Source organism: Octadecabacter antarcticus 307 (genome assembly GCF_000155675.2).
Taxonomy (GTDB): domain Bacteria; phylum Pseudomonadota; class Alphaproteobacteria; order Rhodobacterales; family Rhodobacteraceae; genus Octadecabacter; species Octadecabacter antarcticus.
In genome coordinates, this window is the sequence record NC_020911.1 from 3,444,325 (window position 1) to 3,468,616 (window position 24,292).

Sequence of the window (24,292 nt, forward strand, 5' to 3'; positions counted from 1 at the left end):
CATGAAACATAACGATCTCTACATCAACGGCCAATGGAAATCTGGTAGCGCCAACGCGCGTTTTGACGTGTTCAACCCAGCCACGGAAGAACTGATCACAAGCGTAGCCTCCGCCGAAATCGCCGATGCAGATGCTACATTGGATGCTGCAGAAGCTGCGATGAAAGACTGGTCTGCACGCACCCCCCGCGCGCGTTCCGAAGTGTTGCGCAAAGCCTGGGAATTGATGACAGCCCGTCTCGAAGAGTTCGCCCATCTGATCACACTAGAAAACGGCAAGGCCCACGCAGATGCCTTTGGCGAAGCCACTTATGCCGCTGAATTCTTCCGCTGGTTCGCCGAAGAAGCCGTGCGCGCTGACGGTATGATCACCCATGCCCCCGCGTCTGGCGCGCGTATCATCGTGCAGCACAAACCCGCAGGGCTGGCGGTTCTGATCACACCATGGAACTACCCCGCAGCAATGGGTACCCGCAAAATCGCACCTGCGCTGGCTGCTGGCTGCGCCGTGATCATCAAACCCGCGTCGGAAACGCCTTTGACCATGCTGGCACTGATGCCGTTACTCGAAGAAGCGGGTGTGCCTGCAGGCTTGGTAAACGTGCTGCCGTCGCGTCAAACCGGTGCCCTCGTCGATCACATGTTGCACGATCCGCGCGTGCGGGTTGTTAGCTTCACGGGCTCCACTGGTGTGGGCCGCAAATTGCTGCGCTCTGCCGCTGATCAGGTGTTGAAACCAGCAATGGAACTTGGCGGCAACGCGCCGTTGATCGTGTTTGAAGATGCCGATCTGGATGTTGCGGTTGAGGGCGCAATGCTCGCCAAGATGCGCAACTTGGGCGAGGCCTGCACCGCCGCAAATCGCATCTATGTTCATAAAGACATTGCCAAGGCCTTTACTGCCAAACTCACCGCCGCGATGCGCGCGCTTAAAGTCGGGGATGGCACAGACCCAAGCGTCGATGTCGGGCCGTTGGTCAATGCGGACACCCGTGATAAAGTTGCCGCCTTTGTTGCTGATGCCGTCGCAAAGGGTGCCAAAATCGAATGTGGTGGCACGATGCCCAACGGCAAAGGGTTTTTCTATCCGCCGACCGTTATGTCTAATGTGTCTGAGGACAGCGATTGTGTGCACGATGAAATCTTCGGCCCCGTTGCTGCGATCCAAACCTTCACCGACCAAGAAGACGTGATCGCCCGCGCCAATGACACCGAATACGGTCTGGTCGCCTATGTATTCAGCGAAGATATGAAGCGCGCGCTGCAGGTTTGCGAGCGGCTCGAATACGGCATGGTTGGCTTGAACCGTGGTTTGGTTAGTGACCCCGCTGCGCCTTTTGGTGGTGTAAAGCAATCTGGCTTGGGTCGTGAAGGCGGGCATGAAGGCATGCTTGAATTCATGGAAACCCAATATATCTCGGCAAGTTGGTGACGTGATGTCGGATGTTATCGCCAGCCCATCGGTGCGCAGGCTTGCTGGGCAAAAAGGCGTGGACCTAGCCAAACTCGCGCGCGATCTGGGTCGCCAAACAATCGCACGCGAAGATTTGGACGCGACGCCGAGGCCAGCGGCAGCTGCAGCTGCGGGCTGTTCTTATTGGGACGTGGATCATAGCCAATACGGGCCTGTTACCGAGGAACCGATGAGTCGCTTTGCACAGGTTGCCTCGCGCAATCTTACGGCGGCGCAGGCGCTTATCCCTGCGGTAACGCATCACGATCAGGCGGATATTTCCGCAGTGGAGGCATTTCGTGCATCCCTAAAGCCCAAAGCCCTCGCGCGTGGGGTCAAACTCACCACGCTCGCGTTTCACGTAAAAGCGCTGGCGCAGGTTTTGCACGAGTTCCCAAGGTTCAATGCGTCGCTGTCCGTTGACGGCGAAACCCTTATCCTCAAGAACTACATCCATATCGCAGTCGCTGTAGATACGGAATTTGGCTTAATGGTTCCCGTCATTCGCAACGCGGATCGTAAAGGACTGTGGCAGATTGCGGCGGAGATCTCAGACCTCGCCAAACGGGCCCAAAACCGCAAGGTTCGTCCAGATGAAATGGGCGGCGCCTCGATGACGATCACCAATTTGGGCGGCATTGGTGGCACGGCTTTTACGCCCATCGTGAACCCACCAGAAGTTGCCATCCTCGGGATCACCCGTACCCAAATAGCAACCATTTGGGACAGTGACATCCCCACTCCAAAGCCGATGGCACCGTTGGATTTAAGTTACGATCACCGCGTGATAAACGGTGCCGAGGCAGCGCGTTTCATGGTCCGATTTACAAAGCTTCTCACCGATCCCCGCAGGATGTTGACCTAAAATCGATGGCAAGTCTCAAAAGGTTCCACATGCTGAACGTGGCTTTTGGGACACGGACCTGCACGTGAGCCCTTCAAGTGGCAGCTCTCAGTCGACGAGAGGCGCTGACCTTCTTCGTCAACTTGGTCGCAGAGCATAGCTATTTCAAATTACACATAAGCGCGGGTGTGGATGCCCCAGGCCTGATTTGAGTATCGGTCGGCCTTGGAACTACTGATCAGGTGCAGTCAGGTGTCCGGCCTCGTAGTTGCCGCGACGGCGCTGTCAGACGAATGCGAACTCGTCTCAGTGTGGCTCATAATACCGGAACTTACATGGAACAAAGTTGGCGCCACTCAACAAGAGCGGCGGCTCGGTTCAGCTTGAAATTGTCTCTGCTGTAGTAGGCGCGCTCCAGATTGAAATGGCTGTGAACTGACGAATGCGCGGCGACGATTTTCTACAGACTCTGCATATTCCGAAAACGCAGCATGGCCCGTTCTCGTCGTCAGAAAGGCAGATGCGAATTCTCCGCCCGGTTGTTCAGCCAGCGGCCCGTCTCTTGCTTCATCGCGTTGCCGATTACCTTCATCGCCGCACCATAAGACCGAAGCTTGTCCGTGACTATGATTTCAGGCCGACCATGGCGTTTCATTGATTTCCTGAGGAATTTCAGTGCTGCTTTGCGGTCACAGCGCTTCGTCACATAAGATTCAAGCACCTCACCTTCGTTGTCCACAGCTCTCCACAGATAGTGCAGCTCGCCATTAATCTTCACAAAAACCTCGTCCAGGTGCCACTGCCAGTTCGAGTATGCGCGCAGTTTCTGAACACGTTTTCGGCGGATCTCAGATGCGAACGTCGGACCGAACCTGTTCCACCAGAACCGCACCGTCTCGTGGCTGATCTCTATGCCGCGCTCAAGTAGCAGGTCCTCAACATTTCGAAGTGAGAGCGGAAAACGGACATACATCATTACCGCCAAACGGATAACTTCGGGGGATGTCTTGAAGTAGCAAAAAGGTGAGCGTTTTGTCATCCCACTAGGCTAGATCGCCACCCTGCCCGCCTCAAGCCAGTTTCCTCTGACAGTGCAGGATCGAACGTTACGATCTCGAATTCAACGATTTGGGCAGGTCAGGCTCAGAAGACATCATCATCTTGAAATCTGCAAATTCGCAAGGGCGGAGCGGCGAGAGGTTGGAGTACAAGGATACTCCAGACACACTTCGTTACAGGGACGATTTGTGATCCATAAACGCTTGGCTGGGTGACGCCGATCTTGAAATCTTCGACCGTATCGATTTGCCTACAGACACTTCCTCTCGTCGCCTTGTAGGGGCGCAGGTCAATCCCCCAAACATACCGCTAGACCTTAGTTTGAGATCGTATGGCGGTGACTTTGGAAACTTAAGAAGAGGTGGTTACGGAAAGGGCGGTGTGTTAATCTCCCCACATATATGTGCCTATGTCGCGTATACTTTCGTTTTGCGCCATTAGCCAAATTTCATGGCTAACAGCGCTGTTTTAGCTTTTCACCAGAACAAACTAAATTCTAGAAGATAAAGTTATTAGCGTCGAGCATACCTGCGAGCGCAACTCCGTCTAAGGTAATTGTGTTGCCTGCGAGATCGTCAATTACCACATCCGCACCGATTTGATTTATGTGGTTATCTCTAAGGTCGACAAAATCTAAGATCACGGAAACAGCAGACAGGTCAATTCTTTCTAACAGATTGGTAACCTCAAAGTCTGTAATCTGGTCCGCGCCGAAGCTATCAGAAAAGATAAAAGTGTCGTTTCCAGATTGACCATGCATGACGTCCGCGCCACTGCCTCCAATCAATGTATCGTCGCCTCCGAGAGCAAAGATCGTTCCGCCGCCACCGCCAGAGTCGATCACATTAGCGCCATTGCTGCCGACAAGCGTGTCTTTATGTGCTGAACCTATCAGGTTTTCGACTGTGAAGATTTCATCGCCAGCAGCACCGCCCCATCCAACGAGGCCATCGCGACGCGCACCGACGCCAGTCGCAGAATCCGCATAGGTGACAGTGTCGTCTCCAGATTGACCATGCATGACGTCCGCACCGCTGCCTCCGATCAATGTATCGTCGCCGTTGCCGCCCTCAAGAACATTCGCGCCCGCGTCTCCAACAAGAAGGTCATCGCCACCAGACCCAATCAGGTTCTCGATGCCGTCAAATGTATCGCCCAGCGCATTGCCCGTGCTTCCGGTTCCATCAAGTCGAACTGTGAGGCCCGTCGCAGAGGTTGCATAGGATGCAATATCAATCCCCGACCCACCAAAAAGCGCGTCCGCTCCTGCTCCGCCGATAAGTGTATCATTTCCCGCACCGCCGATCAGATAATTGCCCTCGTCGTTGCCTGTCAGTGTATCCGCGTGATCTGAACCAACCACCCGCTCAAACCCTGAGATCACATCGCCCGTGGCATCGCCGCCCGAGGCTGATTGGAACCCAGATCCGTCCACGGTGAGATCAACCGTTACGCCTTCAGGTGAGCCAATGTACTGCACCCAGTCGACGCCTTCGCCACCATAAAGCGTATCCGCACCCGCACCACCGCGCAGGATATCGTTGCCATTCAGCCCCGAAAGTACATCGAGCTCTGAGGTTCCGATTAGAGTGTTATTTCCGGATGTACCGGTCAGAGTAACCCCATCATTTTCCGCTGTCACCGTCACCGTGATGACCTCGCCACGGGGCGTGGTGTTTTCAAAGTAGACCAACGTGCCGTTAGACTCTCCCACGACTATATCCAGATCGCCATCGCCATCCAGATCAACAAACGTCGGAGCGCTGAAGAAACCCAGATCAATGCCGTTGAGCGGATTGTCCGTGCCTGTGAGCGCGGCAAAGCTGGTGCTCAACGGCGCGTTCAACTGGGCACCCGCGCTGTCCACCACATTCAGCACCAGATCACGGCTGGCTGTTGGGGTGTCGCTGCTGTTGGCATAAGTCAGGTTCTGGATCAGCGCGTCGATCGCGGTGGAGGTTGCCGAAGCATTAAACGTGATCGTCAGGGTAGCCCCCGCGCCGCCCACAAGCGTACCAATGGTCACGCCGCCAAAGGTCACGTTGCCGCCAGACAATCCGATCTCGCCTGTACCCGTTCCCTGATTGCGGACCGAGGCCGTGTCTTCCGCCAGCAGGCCCGACAAAGACAGAGACCCGCCGTCGAAGTTACCATCTGCGTCGGTGAACGTAACATCTGTATCCAGCAGTTGCGGGCTGGCATTCACGGTGTTTTCAGCAAAGGTAACAGTCGGCGCAAAGCCGGTCAGGGTGGGTGCAGTCATTGTTTGAATTCCTAGGGTAAAACTTGCTAATGGACAATTTACAGATGAACCCCGGCGGCACCCAAACTAACAGCTACAACTTGGCAAAGGATTTTTTCGCAGATTGTCAATTTTTCGTGAACACATCCTCACATCCTCACATCATGAAGATGACGTTGCTTACGCTCCAGTCTTGGGGCAGAAATCTTGGGGCAGAAAAACCTAAATAACAGGGGTGGGGCGCAGCGAAGATGACAAAGTCTAAATCAGCGCAGATATCAAAGCCCACAACTCAAAGTGAAAGTCAGTCTCGTGTGATGTCATTTTTTTGTACAGGTGCACACAGCCGATCTTGTTGAAAAACACCGTATTGCTGTCGCAGAAAGTTGGGCGTCGAACAGGGCGCGAGCGCTTTTCCTATCACGCTTTGCGCATTTGCTGCGGTGCAGGAAGGATCTTGGCTAGTTTGCGGAGGTTTTGGGCGGTTGCGGCGAGAAGAAATTCATCATTTGCTCCACATGGTCCCCGCAGTCGGAGCCTTCCCAACCCGAGGATGCGTTTAAGGTGGGCGAAGAGCATCTCGAGCTTTTTCCTCAGTCGCATTGAAACGGCGTATTGTTTGGTTTTTGCAATGTCGCAGGCGACCTGTCGTGCGTCTTCGTGTTCTTCGCGTGTGATGGTACGGAAGTCAGCCTTCGGGCAGCAATTGGCTTTGGATGGGCAGGCCTGACAGATCAGCTTAAGCCCACGATATTTTGTCCTGCCCGTACTTGTTGGGCCTCGACTGGGGTCGGAGTAGTTGCGGCGAGATTGCTTGAGCGATTGACCTTCTGGGCAGATGTACTGGTCGCCCTTCGGGTCCCACTCAAAGTCTTCCCTACTCCAGGTGCCATCGGTGCGACTGGCTTTATCCCCTCTCGTGCATGCGAACATGCACTGCCGGGCAGTGAATGACAGGGATGTGCGGTGCGATGCCACGATCCACTAACCATCCCAGCATCGGGCCGGACCCGTAAGCGGTATCTGCGATGATGCGTTCAGGATCTAAATCAAACCTATCTTTGACGCGATCCAGCATCGTGCGCACGGACCCAACTTCGGCCTGCCGGATCGACCGCGTGGCCTCAACATCCATTGCCCGGCGGTCGTTTGCGCTGCAAACCATGAGAGGGGACAATCACGGCATTACCCGTGTCGATCAAGTAATTGGTTGAATAGGCAAAGAATGCAGGACCTTTGCGTGCTGCGGTCCACTGGCTGGCTGGGTCAGAATGCGATGTGAACTTGGGTTCCACTTCTGAGGCGGCACCAAATGCAGCGTCATCTAGAACGCCAAGATATTCCATCACAGCGCGCGGTGCTTGTGATGGGTCGATCGCGCTGTGATCCCAATCGGCCTTCGGTGTTGAGTTCTGCTTGTTAGCGTCAGCTTCGATCAAACTGGCATCTGCCGCAAAGCGCTGGCCACTCACCAAACCCTCCGCCATGCATCGCGCCACAGTCGTTTCAAACAAGTGACGCAGCAGATCGCTGTCGCGGAAACGACCGTGCACTGCCCGGCAGTGGTTTGCTTGCAAACCATGAGAGGGGCGGTTTTTGGAAAAGGTCGAATGATTGGGCACGTTGTCGCTCAGATCCAGTCGGCAGAACCAGCGGTAAGCAAGGTTCAGGTGAACCTCTTCACAGAGGCGACGTTCAGACCTGATGCCGAGGCAATATCCCACCAACAGCATGCGAATAAGCAGTTCCGGATCAATCGAAGGACGGCCTGTATGGCTGTAGAAATCGGTGAGATGTTGGCGAATGCCGGACAGGTCGATAAACCGCTCAATGGATCGCAGCAGATGATCTTGAGGAACGTGATCGTCGATCGAAAACTCATAAAACAACGCGCCTTGTGCCTCTTGTTTCGGTCCCAACATCGCAATTACCCCTTGTTGTCAGGAACAATTGAATCAGGGGCCAAGCCTCAAATCAACAAGAGTTTTTCAACAGAATACGCCATCAGCGGTCGTAAGGGAGGGCGACTTCCAGCTTGATCCGATAGCGGTTGCCATCAGGGAATTGGTTATAGCTCTGCCCCTGTCATGAGAAGTCAGCATACAGCTCGATCACGTGGCCAAAATCGACACCCATCAAGAAGGTTGGCCAGCAGTCCTCTTTGGCCACCGCACCGGCGTAATTGTCCGCCTAATTGTGTGCCTTCATCATGGTGTCGTCAAATTTGGACGTGCCGCGCGTGCCATGACCCGATTGCTTGGGCGCGTCTTTCGCAAGGAACATCTCAAGCGTGTTCTTATCTTTGGCATCTGGTGAAACGAATTGCTTGGCCTCAAGGATAAAGTGACCTTTCTCGTAAAGGTCGATGCGGCCATTCCGCTTGCGTCCGGTATGGGTCAGGGTCACGGGACGTTCAAAACGGTAGTCCAGGAAATCGCCGCCTTTGTCAGACACGTTCGGGCTCGGCACGCCTAGCAGTTCGGTCAACTCAATTGATACCCCTCCATCGCCGCCTCCAACGTGGGCGCGCCGAGTTGAGCCGCTTTCCCTGCCCCCCCGGCCCATCTCCAAGGCGAACCCGAGAGCCGTTTGGCGTGCGGCCTGTGCTGAGAGGATTGGAAACCGGCCAATCAGAATGCGCTTGGTCTGACCACCAACGTCCTTCTGAAAGTACCAGGTCTTTGAGCGCTTCCCCACGAAGAGCACCAATCCTTTGATCTCAGCATCCCAGTACTTATCCGTACCGGCCCGCGCATTAGGAAGTCTGCTCGCAAAAGTCTCAGAAAGCTTTGGTATTTTTTGTCTGCTTTTTGTCGGAAATGAACTGAATGTCGGCGATACTCAGTCCATCCAGACAATGATGTGTCCGCGACAAGTACCAGGTTCTCGCGGCTGAAGTCATCGACAACCGTCAGAATACGAAACCGGCGACCGTCAGTCAGCGCGTCAGACACAAAATCTAATGACCATCTCTGGTTAGGACCATCACAGGCAGCACCATCGGCTTCCGCGTGCCCAAAGCGCGCTTTCTACCGCCCCTACGACGCACTTGGAGCTTCTCTTCAGTGTAAATGCGTCTCACCTTTTTGTGGTTCACCGCAAAGCCTTCGCGCGCGATCATCACATGAACACGACGGCAACCAAACCGTCGCCGCTCCCTCGAAACCCGCTTGATGGCATCACGCAACTCAGCGTCATCGCCGCGGCGAGACGGATACCGCACCGTTGATCGATCAACTTGCAAGACATCGCACGCCCCTCTCGGCAGATTGCTTTGCAATCGCCTGCCGGGCAATGGTCGCTGGCTAACCTGATGAGTTTCCATCAAGTGAACCACAGCTTTAAGCTTCCCAACGGGCGTCACCATTTTTTTGAATTGATGTCTCGCAACATTGCATTGTCCCTCGCCTGACAGGGTATTGCGCAGCAATGTCCCGAGAAGGGAGCATCTGTTCCGCTAGCAGCTTCTTTAGCTTCCCGTTCTCGTCTTCCAAGGCCCGCAACCGCTTCGCGTCAGACGGCTCCATGCCTCCATACTTCGATGTGTATTTATAGAACGTCGCTGAACTGATCCCGTGCCGCCGAAATACATCAGCAGTCTTCTCACCAGATTCCTGTTCTTTGATAATTGCTATGATCTGTTCGTCTGTAAATCGTGCCTTCATTTGTCCGTCCTTTTGTTGGGCGGACTCTACACAAATCTGGAGGAGTTTTAGGGGCGCAGGTCATGCGCTCATTGTAAGTCAGCATCACGGCCTTCGCTTCGCGAACTGCACCGATGTAGGCTGCATCTTTTCTGATTTTACGCGACCCAATCTTACTGTCGGGCCTAGCGATAAGCACCCGAGACAGGAACCCCTGGTCCTTCATCATCGGGTCACCGACGACATCCTGAGCCACACCTGGTTGTATCATCAGATGCAGCGACACCCGCTTGCCGTAAAGCACGACTGGTTCAGACGATGCCCGAGCTTTACTGAATAATGTACCATCCCAAAACTTTGAAAACCCCGTGGCTGTTTTGAGCGCATTTTCCCGCTTCATACTGTGGCCACCGAAGAACTGGCCACCCTCATCGGCAATAACCGCGACAGACGGCGTTCCCGTCTCTAATCGTCGAAATACCCCTTCAATCGTCACGTCACTGATCAAGATGGTGGGAACAAGCGGTGGTTCAGGAGCCAAATCCACCTTTGGAGCTATGAACGCTCCTTCAATAACATCAGAGTCGTTGCTTCGTTTGCGTCTCTGACCTTTCTGAAACTTCAAAAGCTCAGCTTCAAACACGCGTTTACTCAGGCGGTGGTGACGTTCCCGCTCTTGATCGACCTCCTTGATTGCGGCCGTTGCCAGCCCATCACAGGCTGATTTGCGTTCTCCAGATTGCGCGACGGTGATTAGAAACAAACTTATCGGCACAGCCCCATGAAGGGCTTCCGCGTCCGCGAGCCCCTGAGTAGCAGTACTTACCACCGCCAATAGACTTTGCATCGCGATCGCATCCGGCGCTTGCGTCAAGGTAGAAATAGCCCTGACAGGTTCAGCCAAAGGACCAAGCGCCAGCCAAGGTATCGGTTGAGCTTGGGATAATTCCCCATAAAGCGGAGTTGGTTCTGATTCAGGGGTGGAGACACAGCTCTCCCCTTTGCTAGACTTTCTAGCCTCAAAGACTCTGCGCAGTCCTACTGCCAGCAAGGTTGCAAAAAGCGCGGCCGGCTCAGCACTGACGCAGGTCCAGAGCAAAAGTGGAGCCAATGAAGTCACAAGCAGAAAAGCAGCTAGCGCTGCTTCAAAAACGCTTCGGAGTCCAAATGCATCAAAAGCGGCCAAGTCTGCTGCGGGATCTGCATTGACCCAGCGGCCAGGCCGCAAGAGCTAAGTTGGCCCAAATAACAAAGCTGATTACGCCGAATAAATAGAACCACGAGAAGTAGCGCTTGGGTAGTATGGTAAGCTCCAGCCACGCTCGCCTTGCAATCGTGACACTGTCGCACCAGCGCAGAAGAGGTGGTCGCGGGAATTCGGACCATTAGTTAATGGTGGATCAACTTGTGAAAGAGATAATCCAAAATGACGAAACGAAAGAACCATTCGTCCCACTGCTCGGCAGTTGTTTGCTTGCAAACGATGAGAGGGGGATTTCAAGGCCAAGGTTGCGCTTGAAGCGATCCGCGAAGAAATGACAATGGCGGAGTTATCGAAAAAATACGGCGTGCATCTATTACCGGCAGGTGTTTGCTTGCAAACACTGAGAGACTACGCAGATTGGGACTTGGAAGCGCGCCGCGATTAAGAATATCGCTGCGGGGTTTTCTAAACGAGGCGGTGATCCAGCGCAGGTCGATGACGCCGCGATAGACAAACTTCATTCCACGATTGGTCAGTTGGTGGTGGAGCGCGATTTTTTGAAACGCGCCTGGGATCGTTGAGCAAGGATCGCAGGCAGATGTGCATTGAAAGAAACCATCCGAAGGTCAGCGTGCGACGGCAATGCCAGATGCTGTCGCTGGCACGTTCAAATCTGTATTACGCTCCAAAAGGCGAGAGTGCTGAGAACCTGCGGTTCATGGAATTGATCGACAAGCAGTTCTTAGAAACGCCATGGTATGGATCTCGGCAACCTCTCGGGACATTGCTGCGCAATACCCTGCCGGTCAATGAATGGCACGACACATGCAGCGTCATGGTCACACATGCGGTCGCCATCGCGTTCGCCGCCTGATGCGATTGGTTCCTATTTATCAGACGCCAAACACGAGCAAGAAACACCCCCAGCATAAGATTTATCCTTACCTGCTCCGGGGGCTGACGATTGATCGGCCAAATCAGGTCTGGTGCGTTGATATTACCTACATCCCCCCTCTCATTGATTGCTTTGCAATCAACTGCCGGGCAGCGAGGCGGCGCGGATTTCTGTATCTGGTCGCGATCCTTTGCCCGGCAGGCTTTTGCGTAGCAAACGCCGAGAGGAGTGGACTGGTTCAGCCGTAAAGTTATCAGTTGGCGTTTGTCAAACAGCATCCCTCTCACGGTTTGCTTTGCAAACCACTGCCGGGCAGTGGGAGGCTGACTTTTGCGTTGAAGCCCTGAAAGAGGCCATCGCAAAATATGGGAAACCAGCGATAATGAACAGCCCCTCTCGGGATCATGCTGCGCATAACCCTGCCGGGCAACGGATCAGGGCAGTCAGTTCACTGGCTTTGAATGGATAAATGCACTGAAGGATGCGGACGTAAGGATATCCCCTCTCACGCATGTAAACATGCGCTGCCGGGCAGTGCATGGACGGTAAAGGTCGCTGGCCCCCCTCTCATGGTTTGCGAGCAAACCACTGCCGGGCAACGGACAACCGGATGATCGAACGACTTTGGCGCTCCCTGAAATATGAATGCATCTATCTCAATGCATTTGAAACCGGTTCAGAAACACGCGCCTGGATTGAAAAATGGATTGCGTACTACAAAGCAGAACGGCCACATTCCACGCACGGAATATTGACCCCAGATGAAGCCTATGACAGAAAAATGGAACCAATGAGATCAGCAGCCTAAATGAAACCCTGATCCACCTTAAGTTGGCCGCAAAATGGTCGAATTACTGGGACCACCTCCCGTGACCGTATGCTCAAGGGCATCAACACGCTCGCTAATGCTGTCAAAGTCACCCTCGACCCCACAGGGCGCAATGTGATCATCGACAAGTTGTATGGCGCTCCTCGTATCACCAAAGACGGCGTCACCGTCGCCAAGGAAATTGAACTGTCTGATACGTTCGAAAACATGGGCGCACAGATGGTCCGTGAGGTCGCATCACGCACAAATGATGAGGCTGGAGACGGCACAACAACCGCAACTGTTCTGGCGCAAGCAATTGTTGTCGAGGGCATGAAATCGGTTGCCGCCGGCATGAACCCGATGGATCTGAAGCGCGGAATCGACAAAGCCGTCGCAGCCGTCGTGGCTGAGGTTAAGGCGATGTCACGCCCCGTCGGCGATACTGACGAGATCGCGAAAGTTGGCACCATTTCTGCCAACGGCGAAGTGGCGATTGGTCAGCAAATCGCTGATGCGATGGCAAAGGTTGGCAACGAAGGCGTCATCACAGTCGAAGAGAACAAGGGCTTGGAAACCGAGACCGAAGTGGTCGAGGGCATGCAATTTGATCGCGGATTCCTCAGTCCGTATTTTGTGACTGATCCTGCCAAGATGACGGCGAACTTGGAGGATTGCGTCATCCTGCTTCATGAAAAGAAACTTACGTCGCTGGCCCCGATGGTGCCGCTGCTTGAGGCGGTAATGCAGTCGGGCAAGCAGCTGTTGGTGATTGCCTAAGACATCGACGGCGAAGCGCTTGCGTCGCTTGTCGTGAACAAACTACGTGGTGGACTGAAGGTCGCTGGCGTCAAAGCGCCGGGGTTCGGGGATCGTCGCAAGGCGATGCTGCAAGACCTTGCGATCTTGACCGGTGGGCAGGTGATTTCCGAAGAGCTGGGCATCAAGCTTGAGAACGTCACGATGGACATGCTTGGTGATGCCAAGAAAATCACGATCACCAAAGACACCACGACTGTCATCGACGGGGCGGGCGACAAGGCCTTGATCGCGGCACGGGTCAGCCAGATCCGAGCGCAGATTGAGGACACGACGTCCGACTATGACAAGGAAAAACTGCAGGAACGTCTGGCGAAACTTGCGGGCGGTATTGCAGTGATCAAAGTTGGCGGCGCGACTGAAATCGAAGTGAAAGAGCGCAAAGACCGTGTTGATGACGCACTGAACGCTACACGCGCGGCTGTCCAAGAGGGCGTTGTTCCTCGCGGCGGCACCGCACTTTTGCATGCAGGCAAGGTTCTGAGCGGGATGAAGGGGGATAACGAGGATCAATCTGCAGGGATCAAGATTATCCGCAAAGCCCTCCAAGCTCCCCTTCGCCAGATCGCACAGAACGCTGGTGTTGATGGATCGGTCGTTGTGGGCAAGATCGTTGAGAACGACAGTAAGACGTTCGGTTATGATGCCCAGTTGGACACATACGGCGACATGCTAAAAACCGGTGTGCTTGACCCAACCAAGGTCGTTCGCATCGCGCTCGAATATGCTGCTTCCGTTGCAGGACTGCTGATCACGACCGAAGCGATGGTTGGCGAAAAGCCTGCGAAATCTAGTGGTGGAGGTATGCCTGGCATGGGCGGTATGATGTAAAAACCGTCCTAAGATAAGGCCCTCAGACCAATGTCCGAGGGCCTTATTTCTCAAACAGTTTGGAACTTCTTAGGGCCAATGGCTCGGATATTTTTCGCCTCGTCTACCAGCCATTATAAATTTGGCCAAAACGAGATCTCGATTAACAGCCCACCACCAATACAGCCCGCTTCTAAATGCAGAGATGCACAGCGGGCGCAAACATATGCGCGCAAATACCGAGACGGTAGCTGACAAAGCAGGAGAAATCGCCGCAGAGGTTGCGTTTGCTATTCTTGCGGTGATTGGTGTCGAACGAGATGGATACGTTGTCACGGAAGGGATTGCTGTGAAAGCATTGGCAGCAAAAAGCAGCGGATTAAATAGCAGTGAAACACTGATGCGCATTTTAAACGGGTGAGTGGTTAGAGCGGCAAAAGCGGTCTTTCGCTGCGGCGTGATCCAGGGCCTGCTAAGGCAGACAAAGTGCTTGCGCTGCATGCGCACCAATGGCCGCTTCATGGATTTTGGCTCATAATATCCCGGTCAAACCATCCTGCTTGAAACCATTGCATACCGATTCAATTCGGCGTGTATTAACACCGTTACTCAAATCTAGGAGAGTGAGATGTTAACTACCGTCGTGTTGCCGAGTGCCGTCTGGATGGAAATTTCTACATGAAGGGTTTTGATGCGCAGTACACCGATTTGCCAGACTATATCCTGAAATGCACCGCTATGATTTGGGAAGGTCGATCGATATCGGCGCTCAATTGGCACTACGGCGATGACCTGCTTGTGCGGACCCCTGCCGGTATCAGCCGTGGCAATGCCGCTGGTAAAGCCAACACGATGGCAACGCTGACTGAATTTCCAGACCGTCAATTGTTTGGCGAGGATGTCATCTGGTGCGGCGATGAAGATGCGGGATTTTTATCATCGCACCGCATCGTTTCAACTGCGACACACACGGGTGGCGCGTTTGGCCCCACAACTGGACGCAAGCTGACCTTTCGCACGATTGCCGATACATTTTGCCGTGATAATCGCGTTTGGGATGAATGGCTGATCCGTGACAATTCAGCGATTGCGGTTCAGTTGGGACAGACGGCCCAAGACGCCGCACGCGCATCCATCCTGCTGGGCGACAAAGCGATGCCGTTAACTCCGGAAACGGATATCGCTGGTCCCTATTTGAGCACAGGAAACGACAATGAATGGGGCGACAAACACGCCGACATTCTGCGTCGGATCATGGCAGCCGACTTTCCAGTCATTACTGAGCAATACGACCGCGCGTGCCACCTGTCTTTGCCAGGTAGCCAAGAAGTTCATGGTAGCGATGAAGCAGTTGGGTTTTGGTTGGGTTTGCGCAGTGCATTTCCGACTGCAGAGTTCAAGATTAACCACCAAATCGGGCGTACGGATTCAATGATGTCGCCGCGTAGTGCAATCCGGTGGTCCCTGACAGGTCGTCACGACGGTTGGGGGCGCTTTGGTCGGCCCACGGGTGCTCAGGTGCATGTTATGGGAGTTAGCCATGTTGAATTTGGCCCTTGGGGGCTTCGCCGCGAGGTAACTATTTTTGATGAAATCGCAATCTGGAAACAGATATTGCTGAACTCCAAACTGCTGAGTGAGAAGAGCCAAGAATGACTGAACAAACGCTTCCAGAAGACCTGCTCGATATGCTGCGTTCCGTTGATACGCCGACAGTTTGCAATGCGATCGAAGTTGCCCAAGGCAAACGTGGATTTAACAGGTTTACCCGTGGCTCAATGCTGCATTCGAAACCGGGCGATCCAGCGGTTGTCGGGTTCGCCCGCACTGCGCGCATTTCTGGCCTCGCCCCACCGAGCGAACCCACCAACGTCATCCGCGCCCGCCGCATGGCCTATTTCAGGTCAATGGCGGGCGGGATGGGCCCAACCGTCGCGGTGATCGAAGATGTGGATTATCCAAACTGCATTGCCGGATGGTGGGGCGAAGTTCATGTCGCCGTTCACAAAGGATTGGGCCTAAAAGGCGCGGTCACAAACGGGGTGATGCGGGACCTTGACGTGATCGACGATGGGTTTCCGATCCTTGCAGGGTCGATCGGACCCAGTCATGGCTATGTCCATGTCGTTGACGTTGGCACGCAAGTGAACATTTTCGGGATGCGCTTGGATGAAGGTGAACTTATTCATGCCGACCGTCATGGGTCAATTGTGATCCCGCACGAGGTCATTTCAACGCTCAAATCTGCCATTGAGAAGGTAGTTGAAATCGAAGCCATCGTATTGGGCCCAGCCCGAGCACCCGGTTTCGACATTCATAAGCTTGAAGAAGTTTGGGCCGCCTTTGAAGCCGCACGAACATAATGACATCACAAATGATACTCTGAATGCGCCCCATATCATCTGGTCTATATGCGATGATTCGGGTCTGCGAGATACCGTGAAGGAGCAGAACTAGAAATTTCCAAAGACCACCAATGGCGATTGGCCAGACATTTTTACGGATTGCAAAGCGCCAAAAGCGGGGCCCGCCCTGTCACCCGCCAAAACAATCTACGCAGGCGGCGTATAATCCGTTCCCGCAATTGCAGCCATCCGCACAAGCACGTCATCACCTTGCTGGATGAGCCAATATAACATGTCGATAAACACCCAGTTTTCCGCCAGCTTGTCACCCTCACGGCGATAAATGTCGATCACGCGAAATTCGCAATCGTGTTCATTGCCCGCCATCCCCATAAAGCCACCACGGTGTTTGGCACTAAAGTTCGGCCAACCGAAAAACCCACCATAATGCCCCTCAGCAACCCGCGCCACGTGGCCAGTCGTGCCTCGGTCATAGAATGCTGCGCGAAATGGGCCGGAGTGTTGTTTGGCATAGCGTTCGATGGTGTAGGTCGCACCAATACCGGCAGGGCCCCACCAAATCATGTCATCATGCCATGTGCGCGCCAGTTCTTCTTCCAGCGGCAGCTTGTTCTGCCACGTTCCTAGATCGCCAATCATCGCGTTGATGACGGCCAGCGTCGCCTCACCCACCGCGGCAGGCTGGGCCGCGTGCAGCAGACCGCCGTGGGCCATTGGACCGGACTGCACCATGTGTGCGGCAGTTTGCGGTGGGAACGGGTTCTGCCCCGCTTGTGTCATCAGGTGTGGGATATCGACGTGCATCATGGTTTCAGCAATCTTGCCATCCACCACGCGGTTGAATTCACAATAGCGCAGAAACGCCATTTTGCGTGTCGGGACGATCCCCAACCAAGGCGCATCAAACAGCCCCATCAAATGTCCCATGGACACGACCCAGGTGCCCTCACCCACGGTGTTCTGCCCAGCAAAAAAGATATCCTCGCGCCGCTGGAGCCGTGTCAATGATCCCATCAAAGGCGTCCAGAACGCCGACGCAACATCGACAGCACCGTGTCGTTCATAAAACGGGTGCATACCACGCCAATGCCAATCGGGGGCTGTGTGGTCGCGAAGTGTCGTCGCGATCGTATCGGGCGTCGCAGTATTTATGGCTGCGTAAAGATCACGCACTATAGATTTTTCAGATTGAAACATTGGTTAGCCTTTCACAGCGCCTGCGGTCAAACCTGATACGATTTGGCGCTGGAAGAACAAAATCAACACAAACAATGGGGCGGTCGCGGAAATCACCGCAGCCACAGCAAACATCACATTGCCTTTGGTCTGCGTGGTCCCAAGGAACGATGCAATTTTAGGAATCATTGTCTGGTTATCCTTTTCCAGAAGCATCGCTGTCACAGCGAAATCATTGTAGGCCAGCAAGAAACTAAACAATCCCGTCGTGATCACCCCCGGCCACATCACCGGAATGATAACGTGGCGAAAGGCCTGAAACCGGTTGCAGCCATCGACCATAGCGCTTTCATCCAAATCCTTGGGAATATTGCGGAAAAACGATGTCAGCATCCACAGGCTGAACGGCTGGTTGATGGCAACCAAAACCACAATTGTCGTGCTTAACCTGCCCCAAAGGTTCCATTCGTAAAACGGCAGCAAATAGCCCGACACCAGCGTAATCGGCGGCATCGCGCGAAACATCAATGCGATGATCAGGAACCAGAAGGCGTAATTATAGGTTGATCGTGACAATGCGTAGCCGCCCAATGTGCTCAACGTCAGTGAAATTGTGACGACGCAGAAACACACAATTGTGGTGTTCAGTACAGAGCGCCAGAATTCCTCTTGGATCCACGCGCCCTCGTACCCCTCGCCGGTAAACGACCCGCCAGTTTCGACCTGCGTCAATTCCCCCGTCAGCGCCAAAGACCAGCTCGCCTTGGAAAAGAAATCACCCTCGACCTTGAACGATCCCCACAGGGTCCACAAAAAGGGGAAAGCCGCAAGAATGACCCAGAGCACGAGAAACGCCAGCAACAGGAACCGCAATGATCCGGGGAGTGCGCGTGCTTTCAATGTCATATCAAGCCCTCTTAAAATCGCGCCACGTCCGCACAAGAACGGGCGACAGCAGGATACCAACACAGATAATGGTCAGCACGGATGTGGCGGCAGCGGAGTTGAGCAAGCGCGTTTCACCGCCCAAATCGCTGTAGATGTAATAAGACAGCGACGTCGCATGCGCGCTTGCACTGAACGACACCAGCGGTTCGAACACGCGAAAATTATCCATGATCTGAATAAGCGCCACAAACGTCACCAGTGGCATAATATGTGGAATGGTGACATATCGCACGCGCTGCCAACGGTTCGCGCCATCAATCATCGCCGCCTCATTGGTGTCTTGGTTGACCGTTTGCAGGCCTGCATAGAAAACCACAAACGCAAAGGGCGCAGTGTGCCAGACACCGTACACCATTAACATAATCCACATCAGCGGCGTTGATGCCTTCACCGATAAATCAGGGTCCGCCACCAGCCATTGCAACCCGTGGCCCAAGACCCCGCGCGCATCAACCATCCAGAACAACACCAGTGACCCGACCAGCGGATTGATGATGAACGGCAACAGTGACACGAAAATCAACGGTCCGCGCAACACCTTGCTGGCGGAATTGACCGCGACGGCAATGGCGAAACCCAGCCCGATCGCCATCGGCGTGACGATGAACGTAAATGTCAGCGTGAATATGATGGCGCTGTAGAACGGCAGGTTCATGATCCGGTTGCCATAATCCCCCCAGCTATCAGACTCGCGCCACGCCTCCGCCACCTCATCAACGGCGAGGTGCCCACGGTTCAGATAATTTTCAAGGCCGACAAAACGCCCCAAGGGTTGCGCATCACGCAACTCCTGCGTTGCCTCCGTGTTCACAGCCGCTTCTTCGGTGCACCCGAACGGACCACAGTTTTCCACAATTTCAATGACTTGTTCGTGCTGTGCATACAGCGATTGTATGACAACCGATCCAATCGGCAAAGCAATCAACAACAGCATCGCAATCAGCGACGGCGCAATAAAAGTGAAAAACGTTGCGTGTCTCAAGGGTGGCCCCGTTTGCTCTGAGGGTAAAATCTGTCAAGAACCGGCGCAAAGTTTGCCCCGCGCCGGTCCAGTATTTTCAGATCATTCGGTGACGAAACCGCTCTCAATCGCAGCCGATGTATAGGCCGCTTCAACGTCTGCCAAGGCTTGCTCGGCGCTCTCATTGCCCTGCATAAAGTCCGACAATTCATTGGACAGCGCAGTGTGCAGCAGGCCTTGGAATGGCACCATGGGATATGGCTTGGAACCGGCGGCAACGGCGCCTAATACACCTTCGTTGACAGGCTGCGGCACAAAGCCATCAATCAGCCAAACCGCTTGCTCCATCGTCTCATCTGTCAACAGCACAGGGGACACCGCGTAGGTCATCGCGATGAACGTCGCAGTCGCGTCTTCGTCGCTGATGTTCTTGGCTACTGTCCAACCGTCCCACCACAGTGTCGTGGCTGGCACACCGCTGTCACCAACCGTCAAAGGTGCGGCGATCCGTGTATTGTCAGCAACCTGCGGCGTCGATCCTTCATCGTCCATCAGAACCTGCGCGCGTGATCCCCACATGTTCATCATGGCCACATTGCCCGCTTCCCATTCGGCACCAGCCGCGTTGGAATCGTGCGTCAGGAAGTCAGGGTTCATATATTCCGACAGCGCCTTCATCATCTCAAGCGCCTCGATACCCTCGGCGTTGTTGACTGTCACATTTGCGGTGCCTGCCTCAAAGAATTCACCTCCTGTACCGATGTACATATTGTTAAATTCTTGCGCGAGGTTCCATCCGGACGCGTATGCGCCGCTCAGCGGGTATTCCATGACGCCCGCATCGCGGATCGCTGCAGCAGCGACCAGCATGTCCTCGTAGGATGTCGGGATTTCGATGCCGAGGTCGTTCAAAATGTCTTCACGGTACATCAGCGTCTGCGCATTCGCCATGAATGCAACCGCCATAATTTTGCCGTCAACGGTAATCAATTGGGACGGTGAGATACCTGCGCCATATTCCGCTACCAAATCATCCAGCGGGCGGATGACGTCTTCATTGATTAGCGCCACAATAGATGAATTGGCAACAACAGCCGTTGTGTATTCAGCTGGGTTGCCTGACATGCCAGGAACATTCAGCGTCTGGTGATCGGCGGTCAGGTTCGCTTCACCTTCAATGCCGTCGCACGATTGCGCAAGCGCAGCGATAGATTGAATGGCAGGAAATTCATTGCCGATGATGTTCACCCGGCCATCGGCACGACAGCCGTGTCCGTCTGCATAGGCGGCAGTTCCCATCGCAGCAGCAACAGCCGTTGCCCCCAGGAATTTGGTCATCTTTGTCATTTTATAGTCTCCCATTGATACGCCGTCTGGCTGCGCACATTTGTGCAATCGCGGTGCATTCATTTTGGACACACCCAAATTCTCGAATCGGATGTCCCTTTGCATACGTTTGCAATGAAACGGCGGTATTGCTCACAATGCAAGAAAAAACGCTCCATAGACACAAAAGATTACAATGCTGCAATTGCGAACATAACAAGCAATAAAAAACTACTTGCCCCACCACTACAATCGGATTTACCATACTGCATACGTTTGCAAGAAAGGTGTCGAAATGGCTGAAATCCAGCTCAAGAACATTTCTAAAAGATGGGGCAGTTTTGTTGGTGTCAAAGATTTAAATCTTACAATTGCCGATCAGGAATTTCTAGTTCTGCTGGGTCCATCGGGCTGCGGCAAAACAACCACGATGCGGATGATTGCAGGCCTAGAAGACGTTACAATCGGCGATATTCTGGTGGACGGCAAACGAATCAACAACCTCGACCCAAAAGATCGCGACTGCGCCATGGTGTTCCAATCCTACGCACTTTACCCGAATTTGGACGTTTACGAAAACATCCGCTTCCCGTTGCGGATGCGCAAGATTCCCAACGCTGAACACGAAGAACGCGTGATGCGCGCCGCACAAATGGTTGAACTCGAAGACTTCCTGCACCGCAAACCTGCTGAATTGTCCGGTGGCCAGCGCCAACGCGTCGCCCTTGCCCGCGCAATCGTGCGCCAGCCCAATATTTTTCTTATGGATGAACCGCTCTCAAATTTGGATGCCAAATTGCGTGTCTCCACCCGCGCACAGATCAAAAACCTCAGCCACGAACTCAAGGTCACAACGATCTACGTGACCCATGACCAGATTGAGGCGATGACACTCGCCGACCGTGTCGTCGTCATGTCCGCAGGCGTCGTGCAACAGGTCGGCACACCAACAGATATCTACGACAACCCCGCCAACACGTTTGTCGCCAGCTTCATCGGCTCCCCGGCCATGAACCTTCTCGAAGGCCATATTGAAAACGGCACATTTACCGGCAAAGACGTGAAAATTAGCGGTATCGACAGCCCGCTAAATGGTCCAGTAACGCTCGGCTATCGCGCCGAAGATGCCACAGTGGGGGCTGAAAATCCGTCAATCAATGCGCCAGTCTATTCCATGGAACTGCTCGGCGATGCCACCATGGTCACCTTCCGCATCGGCGGCACCATCGCCATCGTCAAAGCCGGCAAAGACTTCCGCGCCAAAATAGGTGAAACCGTCACCGCCGCTATTCCCGCCAGCATCTGCCACCTGTTTGACGCCACAACAGGCGATCATCTATAGGCCAACCGCCTGCAAGGATCCGTAATGACCATCCGCCACCTAAAATCCGCTCGCTCCCTTGAAGCTCGCGCGCAAGATGATGCGAAGACACGCACCATTGTAGAAAGCACGCTGAAAGATATTGAACTGCGCGGTGACACTGCCGTGCGTGATCTGTCCGAAAAATTCGACAGCTACACGCCTGCGTCGTTCCGCCTGTCAGACAGCGATATTGACGGCTTAATGGCCAAAGTTACCTCACGCGAAATGGCTGATATCAAATTTGCACAGAAACAAGTGCGTAATTTTGCCCAGGCGCAAAGGGACAGCATGTTAGATATTGAGGTGGAAACCCTCCCCGGTGTTGTCCTCGGCCATAAAAACATTCCTGTGCAATCTGTCGGTTGCTATATTCCGGGCGGCAAATTCCCCATGGTCGCGTCTGCGCACATGTCCGTTGCGACTGCTTCTGTTGCGAAGGTCCCGCGTATTATTGCCGCTACGCCCCCCTTCAAAGGCGCGCCAAACCCAGCCGTGATCGCGGCGATGAAACTTGGCGGTGCGCATGAAATCTACGTCATGGGCGGCATTCAAGCGATCGGTGCCATGGCGCTGGGAACCGAAACAATAGACCCCGTCCACATGCTCGTCGGCCCCGGAAATGCCTTTGTCGCAGAGGCAAAGCGCCAACTGTTTGGACGTGTCGGGATTGATCTGTTCGCGGGCCCGACCGAAACCATGGTCATCGCGGATGACACCGTGGACGGCGAACTCTGCGCGACGGACCTGCTTGGGCAGGCTGAACATGGCTACAATTCGCCGTCAGTGCTGGTCACAAACTCCGAAAAACTCGCGCGCGACACATTGCTTGAAATTGACCGCCTGCTGAAAATCCTTCCCACCGCCGACACCGCTGGCAAAAGCTGGGAAGACTACGGCGAAGTGATCGTGTGTGACACCTACGACGAAATGCTCGCCGTAGCGGACGACATCGCGTCCGAACACGTTCAGGTCATGACAGATCGCGACGATTGGTTCCTCGAACACATGACATGCTACGGCGCACTATTCCTCGGTGCGCGCACCAATGTGTCCAATGGCGACAAGGTTATCGGCACCAACCACACACTACCCACCAAAAAGGCGGGCCGGTACACTGGTGGCCTATGGGTTGGAAAATTCCTCAAAACCCATAGCTATCAGCGTATCCTGACGGACGAAGCGGCCACAATGATCGGCGAATACGGATCACGCCTATGCATGCTCGAAGGCTTCGTCGGCCACGCTGAACAATGCAACATCCGCGTGCGCCGCTACGGCGGCATCAACGTCCCCTACGGTGAAGGCGCGCCATATCGAGACCACAAAGAATGAGCGCGCATCTCGCCTTAGCCCTGCTTCAAAAAGCTCTCGCCACGGCGACACCCGATGGTGTTCGCGTCGCAATAGCCCGAACCATCGCGCCCGATGCGACGATCAACATGTGCCACCCTTTCGGGGACATCACGGGCGCGAATGTTTTTGACACACTCTACGCCCCACTGCTCACCGCCATGCCAGACCTTGAACGCCGCGATATGATCGTGCTGAACGGCACAACGGCTGAGGGACAGACATGGGTCGGCTGCATGGGCAATTACATGGGCACCATGGTGCGACCATGGTTGAACATCCCACCCACCGGCCACCTGACCCACATGCGCTATCACGAGTTTTACAAACTCGACGGGGATCAAATCGTTGAGGCGCAGATCATCTGGGACATCCCCGAACTGATGATGCAAGCGCGCGCTTGGCCGATGGCCCCGCAACTTGGCAAATACCTGTGCACACCTGCCCCGATGACCCAAGATGGATTAACCGCATCCGGCGACGGATCAGCCACGCAAACTCACGTCCTGAACATGCTGACCGACCTGTGCAAACACCCGGCAAATGGTGGCCCTGAGGTGATGAACCTCGACACCTATTGGCACCCGCGTTTCAACTGGTACGGACCTGCAGGCATTGGCACCGGGCGCGGCATTGCGGGCTTCCGAAACTGGCATCAAATCCCATTCCTGCGCGCCATGCCTGACCGCAAACTCGACGCCATGGGCGATCTCACGTCACATTGGTTTGCTCAGGGCGACTACGTTTGCGAAACCGGCTGGCCAAATATGCGCCTCACGCTGACCAATGACGGATGGATGGGGATCGCGCCTGCTGGCCGCGAAGTCCTGCTGCGCTCCCTCGACTTCTGGCGCATGGAAAACGGGCTGATCCGCGAAAACTGGGTTCTCGTCGATCTCCTCGACCTTTACGCGCAATGCGATGTCGACGTCTTGGCGCGCATGGGTGAATTCAACGAAGCCCGCAATCTCGGCCCTATAACCCTCCCCGAAGGCCAATTCGAATGACGCGTCTGTCCAATGTC

At 54.4% G+C, this 24,292-nt stretch carries 16 protein-coding genes and 6 pseudogenes; 11 read left to right on the plus strand and 11 right to left on the minus strand.

The annotated features are described in order from the left end of the window. Position 1 precedes the first annotated feature (1 nt). Together OAN307_RS17620 and OAN307_RS17625 are read left to right on the plus strand one after the other, a co-directional pair. A complete protein-coding gene (locus OAN307_RS17620; protein ID WP_015500949.1) occupies positions 2–1,432 on the plus strand; it encodes an NAD-dependent succinate-semialdehyde dehydrogenase in 1,431 nt (476 codons plus the stop codon). Between the two features lie 4 nt (positions 1,433–1,436). Further along, the gene (locus tag OAN307_RS17625) at positions 1,437–2,318 is read left to right on the plus strand and encodes a 2-oxo acid dehydrogenase subunit E2 (RefSeq protein ID WP_051068053.1); all 882 of its coding nucleotides are present in this window, start codon (positions 1,437–1,439) and stop codon (positions 2,316–2,318) included. A 310-nt stretch (positions 2,319–2,628) separates the two neighbouring features. Here OAN307_RS17625 and OAN307_RS17630 read toward each other — a convergent pair. The 7 genes and pseudogenes from OAN307_RS17630 to OAN307_RS17665 all read right to left on the minus strand — a co-directional run bounded on the left by OAN307_RS17630 (position 2,629) and on the right by OAN307_RS17665 (position 10,428). After that, positions 2,629–3,336 (minus strand): annotated as a pseudogene (locus OAN307_RS17630) (IS6 family transposase). A 516-nt stretch (positions 3,337–3,852) separates the two neighbouring features. Further along, a complete protein-coding gene (locus OAN307_RS25520; RefSeq protein WP_015500952.1) occupies positions 3,853–5,619 on the minus strand; it encodes a calcium-binding protein in 1,767 nt (588 codons plus the stop codon). A gap of 399 nt (positions 5,620–6,018) precedes the next feature. Next, positions 6,019–7,520: pseudogene (locus tag OAN307_RS17645) on the minus strand (IS1182 family transposase). Positions 7,521–7,788: 268 nt separating this feature from the next. After that, positions 7,789–8,085: a hypothetical protein gene (locus OAN307_RS28310; protein WP_144055619.1), complete on the minus strand. Its 297-nt coding sequence runs from the start codon at positions 8,083–8,085 to the stop codon at positions 7,789–7,791. Positions 8,086–8,093: 8 nt separating this feature from the next. Next, positions 8,094–8,394 (minus strand): annotated as a pseudogene (locus OAN307_RS28315) (Arm DNA-binding domain-containing protein); the annotation flags it as partial. Positions 8,395–8,447: 53 nt separating this feature from the next. After that, a pseudogene (locus tag OAN307_RS30300) lies at positions 8,448–9,263 on the minus strand (transposase); the annotation flags it as partial. After that, positions 9,202–10,428, minus strand: a complete 1,227-nt coding sequence (locus OAN307_RS17665) for a DUF3987 domain-containing protein (RefSeq protein WP_245540887.1) — start codon at positions 10,426–10,428, stop codon at positions 9,202–9,204. The gene OAN307_RS17665 and the pseudogene OAN307_RS30300, both read right to left, overlap by 62 nt. A gap of 616 nt (positions 10,429–11,044) precedes the next feature. Here OAN307_RS17665 and OAN307_RS31400 point away from each other — a divergent pair. The 6 genes and pseudogenes from OAN307_RS31400 (at position 11,045) to OAN307_RS17690 (ending at position 16,141) form a co-directional block, all read left to right on the plus strand. Further along, positions 11,045–11,320 carry a hypothetical protein gene (locus OAN307_RS31400; protein ID WP_015499417.1) on the plus strand — a complete coding sequence of 92 codons (276 nt, stop codon included), beginning with the start codon at positions 11,045–11,047 and terminating at the stop codon, positions 11,318–11,320. Positions 11,321–11,499: 179 nt separating this feature from the next. Continuing rightward, a pseudogene (locus OAN307_RS31405) lies at positions 11,500–12,149 on the plus strand (transposase); the annotation flags it as partial. A 42-nt stretch (positions 12,150–12,191) separates the two neighbouring features. After that, positions 12,192–13,799: pseudogene (groL, locus tag OAN307_RS17675) on the plus strand (chaperonin GroEL). Positions 13,800–14,004: 205 nt separating this feature from the next. After that, on the plus strand, positions 14,005–14,199 hold the full coding sequence (locus tag OAN307_RS17680) for a hypothetical protein (protein ID WP_144055621.1): 195 nt from the start codon (positions 14,005–14,007) through the stop codon (positions 14,197–14,199). 257 nt (positions 14,200–14,456) lie between these two features. Continuing rightward, positions 14,457–15,434: a nuclear transport factor 2 family protein gene (locus OAN307_RS17685; protein ID WP_015500957.1), complete on the plus strand. Its 978-nt coding sequence runs from the start codon at positions 14,457–14,459 to the stop codon at positions 15,432–15,434. Beyond that, positions 15,431–16,141 carry an RraA family protein gene (locus OAN307_RS17690; protein WP_015500958.1) on the plus strand — a complete coding sequence of 237 codons (711 nt, stop codon included), beginning with the start codon at positions 15,431–15,433 and terminating at the stop codon, positions 16,139–16,141. The genes OAN307_RS17685 and OAN307_RS17690 overlap by 4 nt, the downstream gene beginning before the upstream one ends. Before the next feature lie 189 nt (positions 16,142–16,330). Here OAN307_RS17690 and OAN307_RS17695 read toward each other — a convergent pair whose 3' ends face one another. The 4 genes from OAN307_RS17695 to OAN307_RS17710 form a co-directional block, all read right to left on the minus strand. Then, positions 16,331–17,317, minus strand: a complete 987-nt coding sequence (locus OAN307_RS17695) for an ester cyclase (RefSeq protein ID WP_015500959.1) — start codon at positions 17,315–17,317, stop codon at positions 16,331–16,333. Between the two features lie 27 nt (positions 17,318–17,344). After that, positions 17,345–18,226, minus strand: coding sequence for a carbohydrate ABC transporter permease (locus tag OAN307_RS17700; RefSeq protein WP_015500960.1), 882 nt, complete (start codon positions 18,224–18,226; stop codon positions 17,345–17,347). Between the two features lies 1 nt (position 18,227). After that, a complete protein-coding gene (locus OAN307_RS17705; protein ID WP_044043977.1) occupies positions 18,228–19,250 on the minus strand; it encodes a carbohydrate ABC transporter permease in 1,023 nt (340 codons plus the stop codon). Between the two features lie 81 nt (positions 19,251–19,331). Then, positions 19,332–20,576 carry an ABC transporter substrate-binding protein gene (locus OAN307_RS17710; RefSeq protein WP_015500962.1) on the minus strand — a complete coding sequence of 415 codons (1,245 nt, stop codon included), beginning with the start codon at positions 20,574–20,576 and terminating at the stop codon, positions 19,332–19,334. A gap of 274 nt (positions 20,577–20,850) precedes the next feature. Here OAN307_RS17710 and OAN307_RS17715 point away from each other — a divergent pair, with 274 nt between their 5' ends. Genes OAN307_RS17715 through OAN307_RS17725 form a run of 3 tightly spaced genes read left to right on the plus strand, consistent with a single transcriptional unit; the run spans position 20,851 to position 24,275 of the window. Beyond that, entirely contained in the window at positions 20,851–21,897 is a 1,047-nt protein-coding gene (locus tag OAN307_RS17715) for an ABC transporter ATP-binding protein (RefSeq protein ID WP_015500963.1), read from the plus strand. Positions 21,898–21,921: 24 nt separating this feature from the next. Continuing rightward, positions 21,922–23,250: a histidinol dehydrogenase gene (gene hisD / locus OAN307_RS17720; protein WP_015500964.1), complete on the plus strand. Its 1,329-nt coding sequence runs from the start codon at positions 21,922–21,924 to the stop codon at positions 23,248–23,250. Then, on the plus strand, positions 23,247–24,275 hold the full coding sequence (locus OAN307_RS17725; RefSeq protein WP_015500965.1) for an ester cyclase: 1,029 nt from the start codon (positions 23,247–23,249) through the stop codon (positions 24,273–24,275). The genes hisD and OAN307_RS17725 overlap by 4 nt, the downstream gene beginning before the upstream one ends. The last annotated feature ends 17 nt before the right edge of the window (positions 24,276–24,292 follow it).

Excerpts from the sequence above, each read along its gene's own strand:
- OAN307_RS17690 (WP_015500958.1), top strand. The coding sequence starts at position 15,431 with ATGACTGAACAAACGCTTCCAGAAGACCTGCTCGATATGCTGCGTTCC.
- OAN307_RS17725 (WP_015500965.1), top strand. The coding sequence starts at position 23,247 with ATGAGCGCGCATCTCGCCTTAGCCCTGCTTCAAAAAGCTCTCGCCACG.
- OAN307_RS17620 (WP_015500949.1), top strand. The coding sequence starts at position 2 with ATGAAACATAACGATCTCTACATCAACGGCCAATGGAAATCTGGTAGC.
- OAN307_RS31400 (WP_015499417.1), top strand. The coding sequence starts at position 11,045 with ATGTGCATTGAAAGAAACCATCCGAAGGTCAGCGTGCGACGGCAATGC.
- OAN307_RS17685 (WP_015500957.1), top strand. The coding sequence starts at position 14,457 with ATGAAGGGTTTTGATGCGCAGTACACCGATTTGCCAGACTATATCCTG.
- hisD (WP_015500964.1), top strand. The coding sequence starts at position 21,922 with ATGACCATCCGCCACCTAAAATCCGCTCGCTCCCTTGAAGCTCGCGCG.
- OAN307_RS17680 (WP_144055621.1), top strand. The coding sequence starts at position 14,005 with ATGCGCGCAAATACCGAGACGGTAGCTGACAAAGCAGGAGAAATCGCC.
- OAN307_RS17715 (WP_015500963.1), top strand. The coding sequence starts at position 20,851 with ATGGCTGAAATCCAGCTCAAGAACATTTCTAAAAGATGGGGCAGTTTT.
- OAN307_RS17700 (WP_015500960.1), bottom strand. The coding sequence starts at position 18,226 with ATGACATTGAAAGCACGCGCACTCCCCGGATCATTGCGGTTCCTGTTG.
- OAN307_RS25520 (WP_015500952.1), bottom strand. The coding sequence starts at position 5,619 with ATGACTGCACCCACCCTGACCGGCTTTGCGCCGACTGTTACCTTTGCT.
- OAN307_RS17710 (WP_015500962.1), bottom strand. The coding sequence starts at position 20,576 with ATGACAAAGATGACCAAATTCCTGGGGGCAACGGCTGTTGCTGCTGCG.
- OAN307_RS17625 (WP_051068053.1), top strand. The coding sequence starts at position 1,437 with ATGTCGGATGTTATCGCCAGCCCATCGGTGCGCAGGCTTGCTGGGCAA.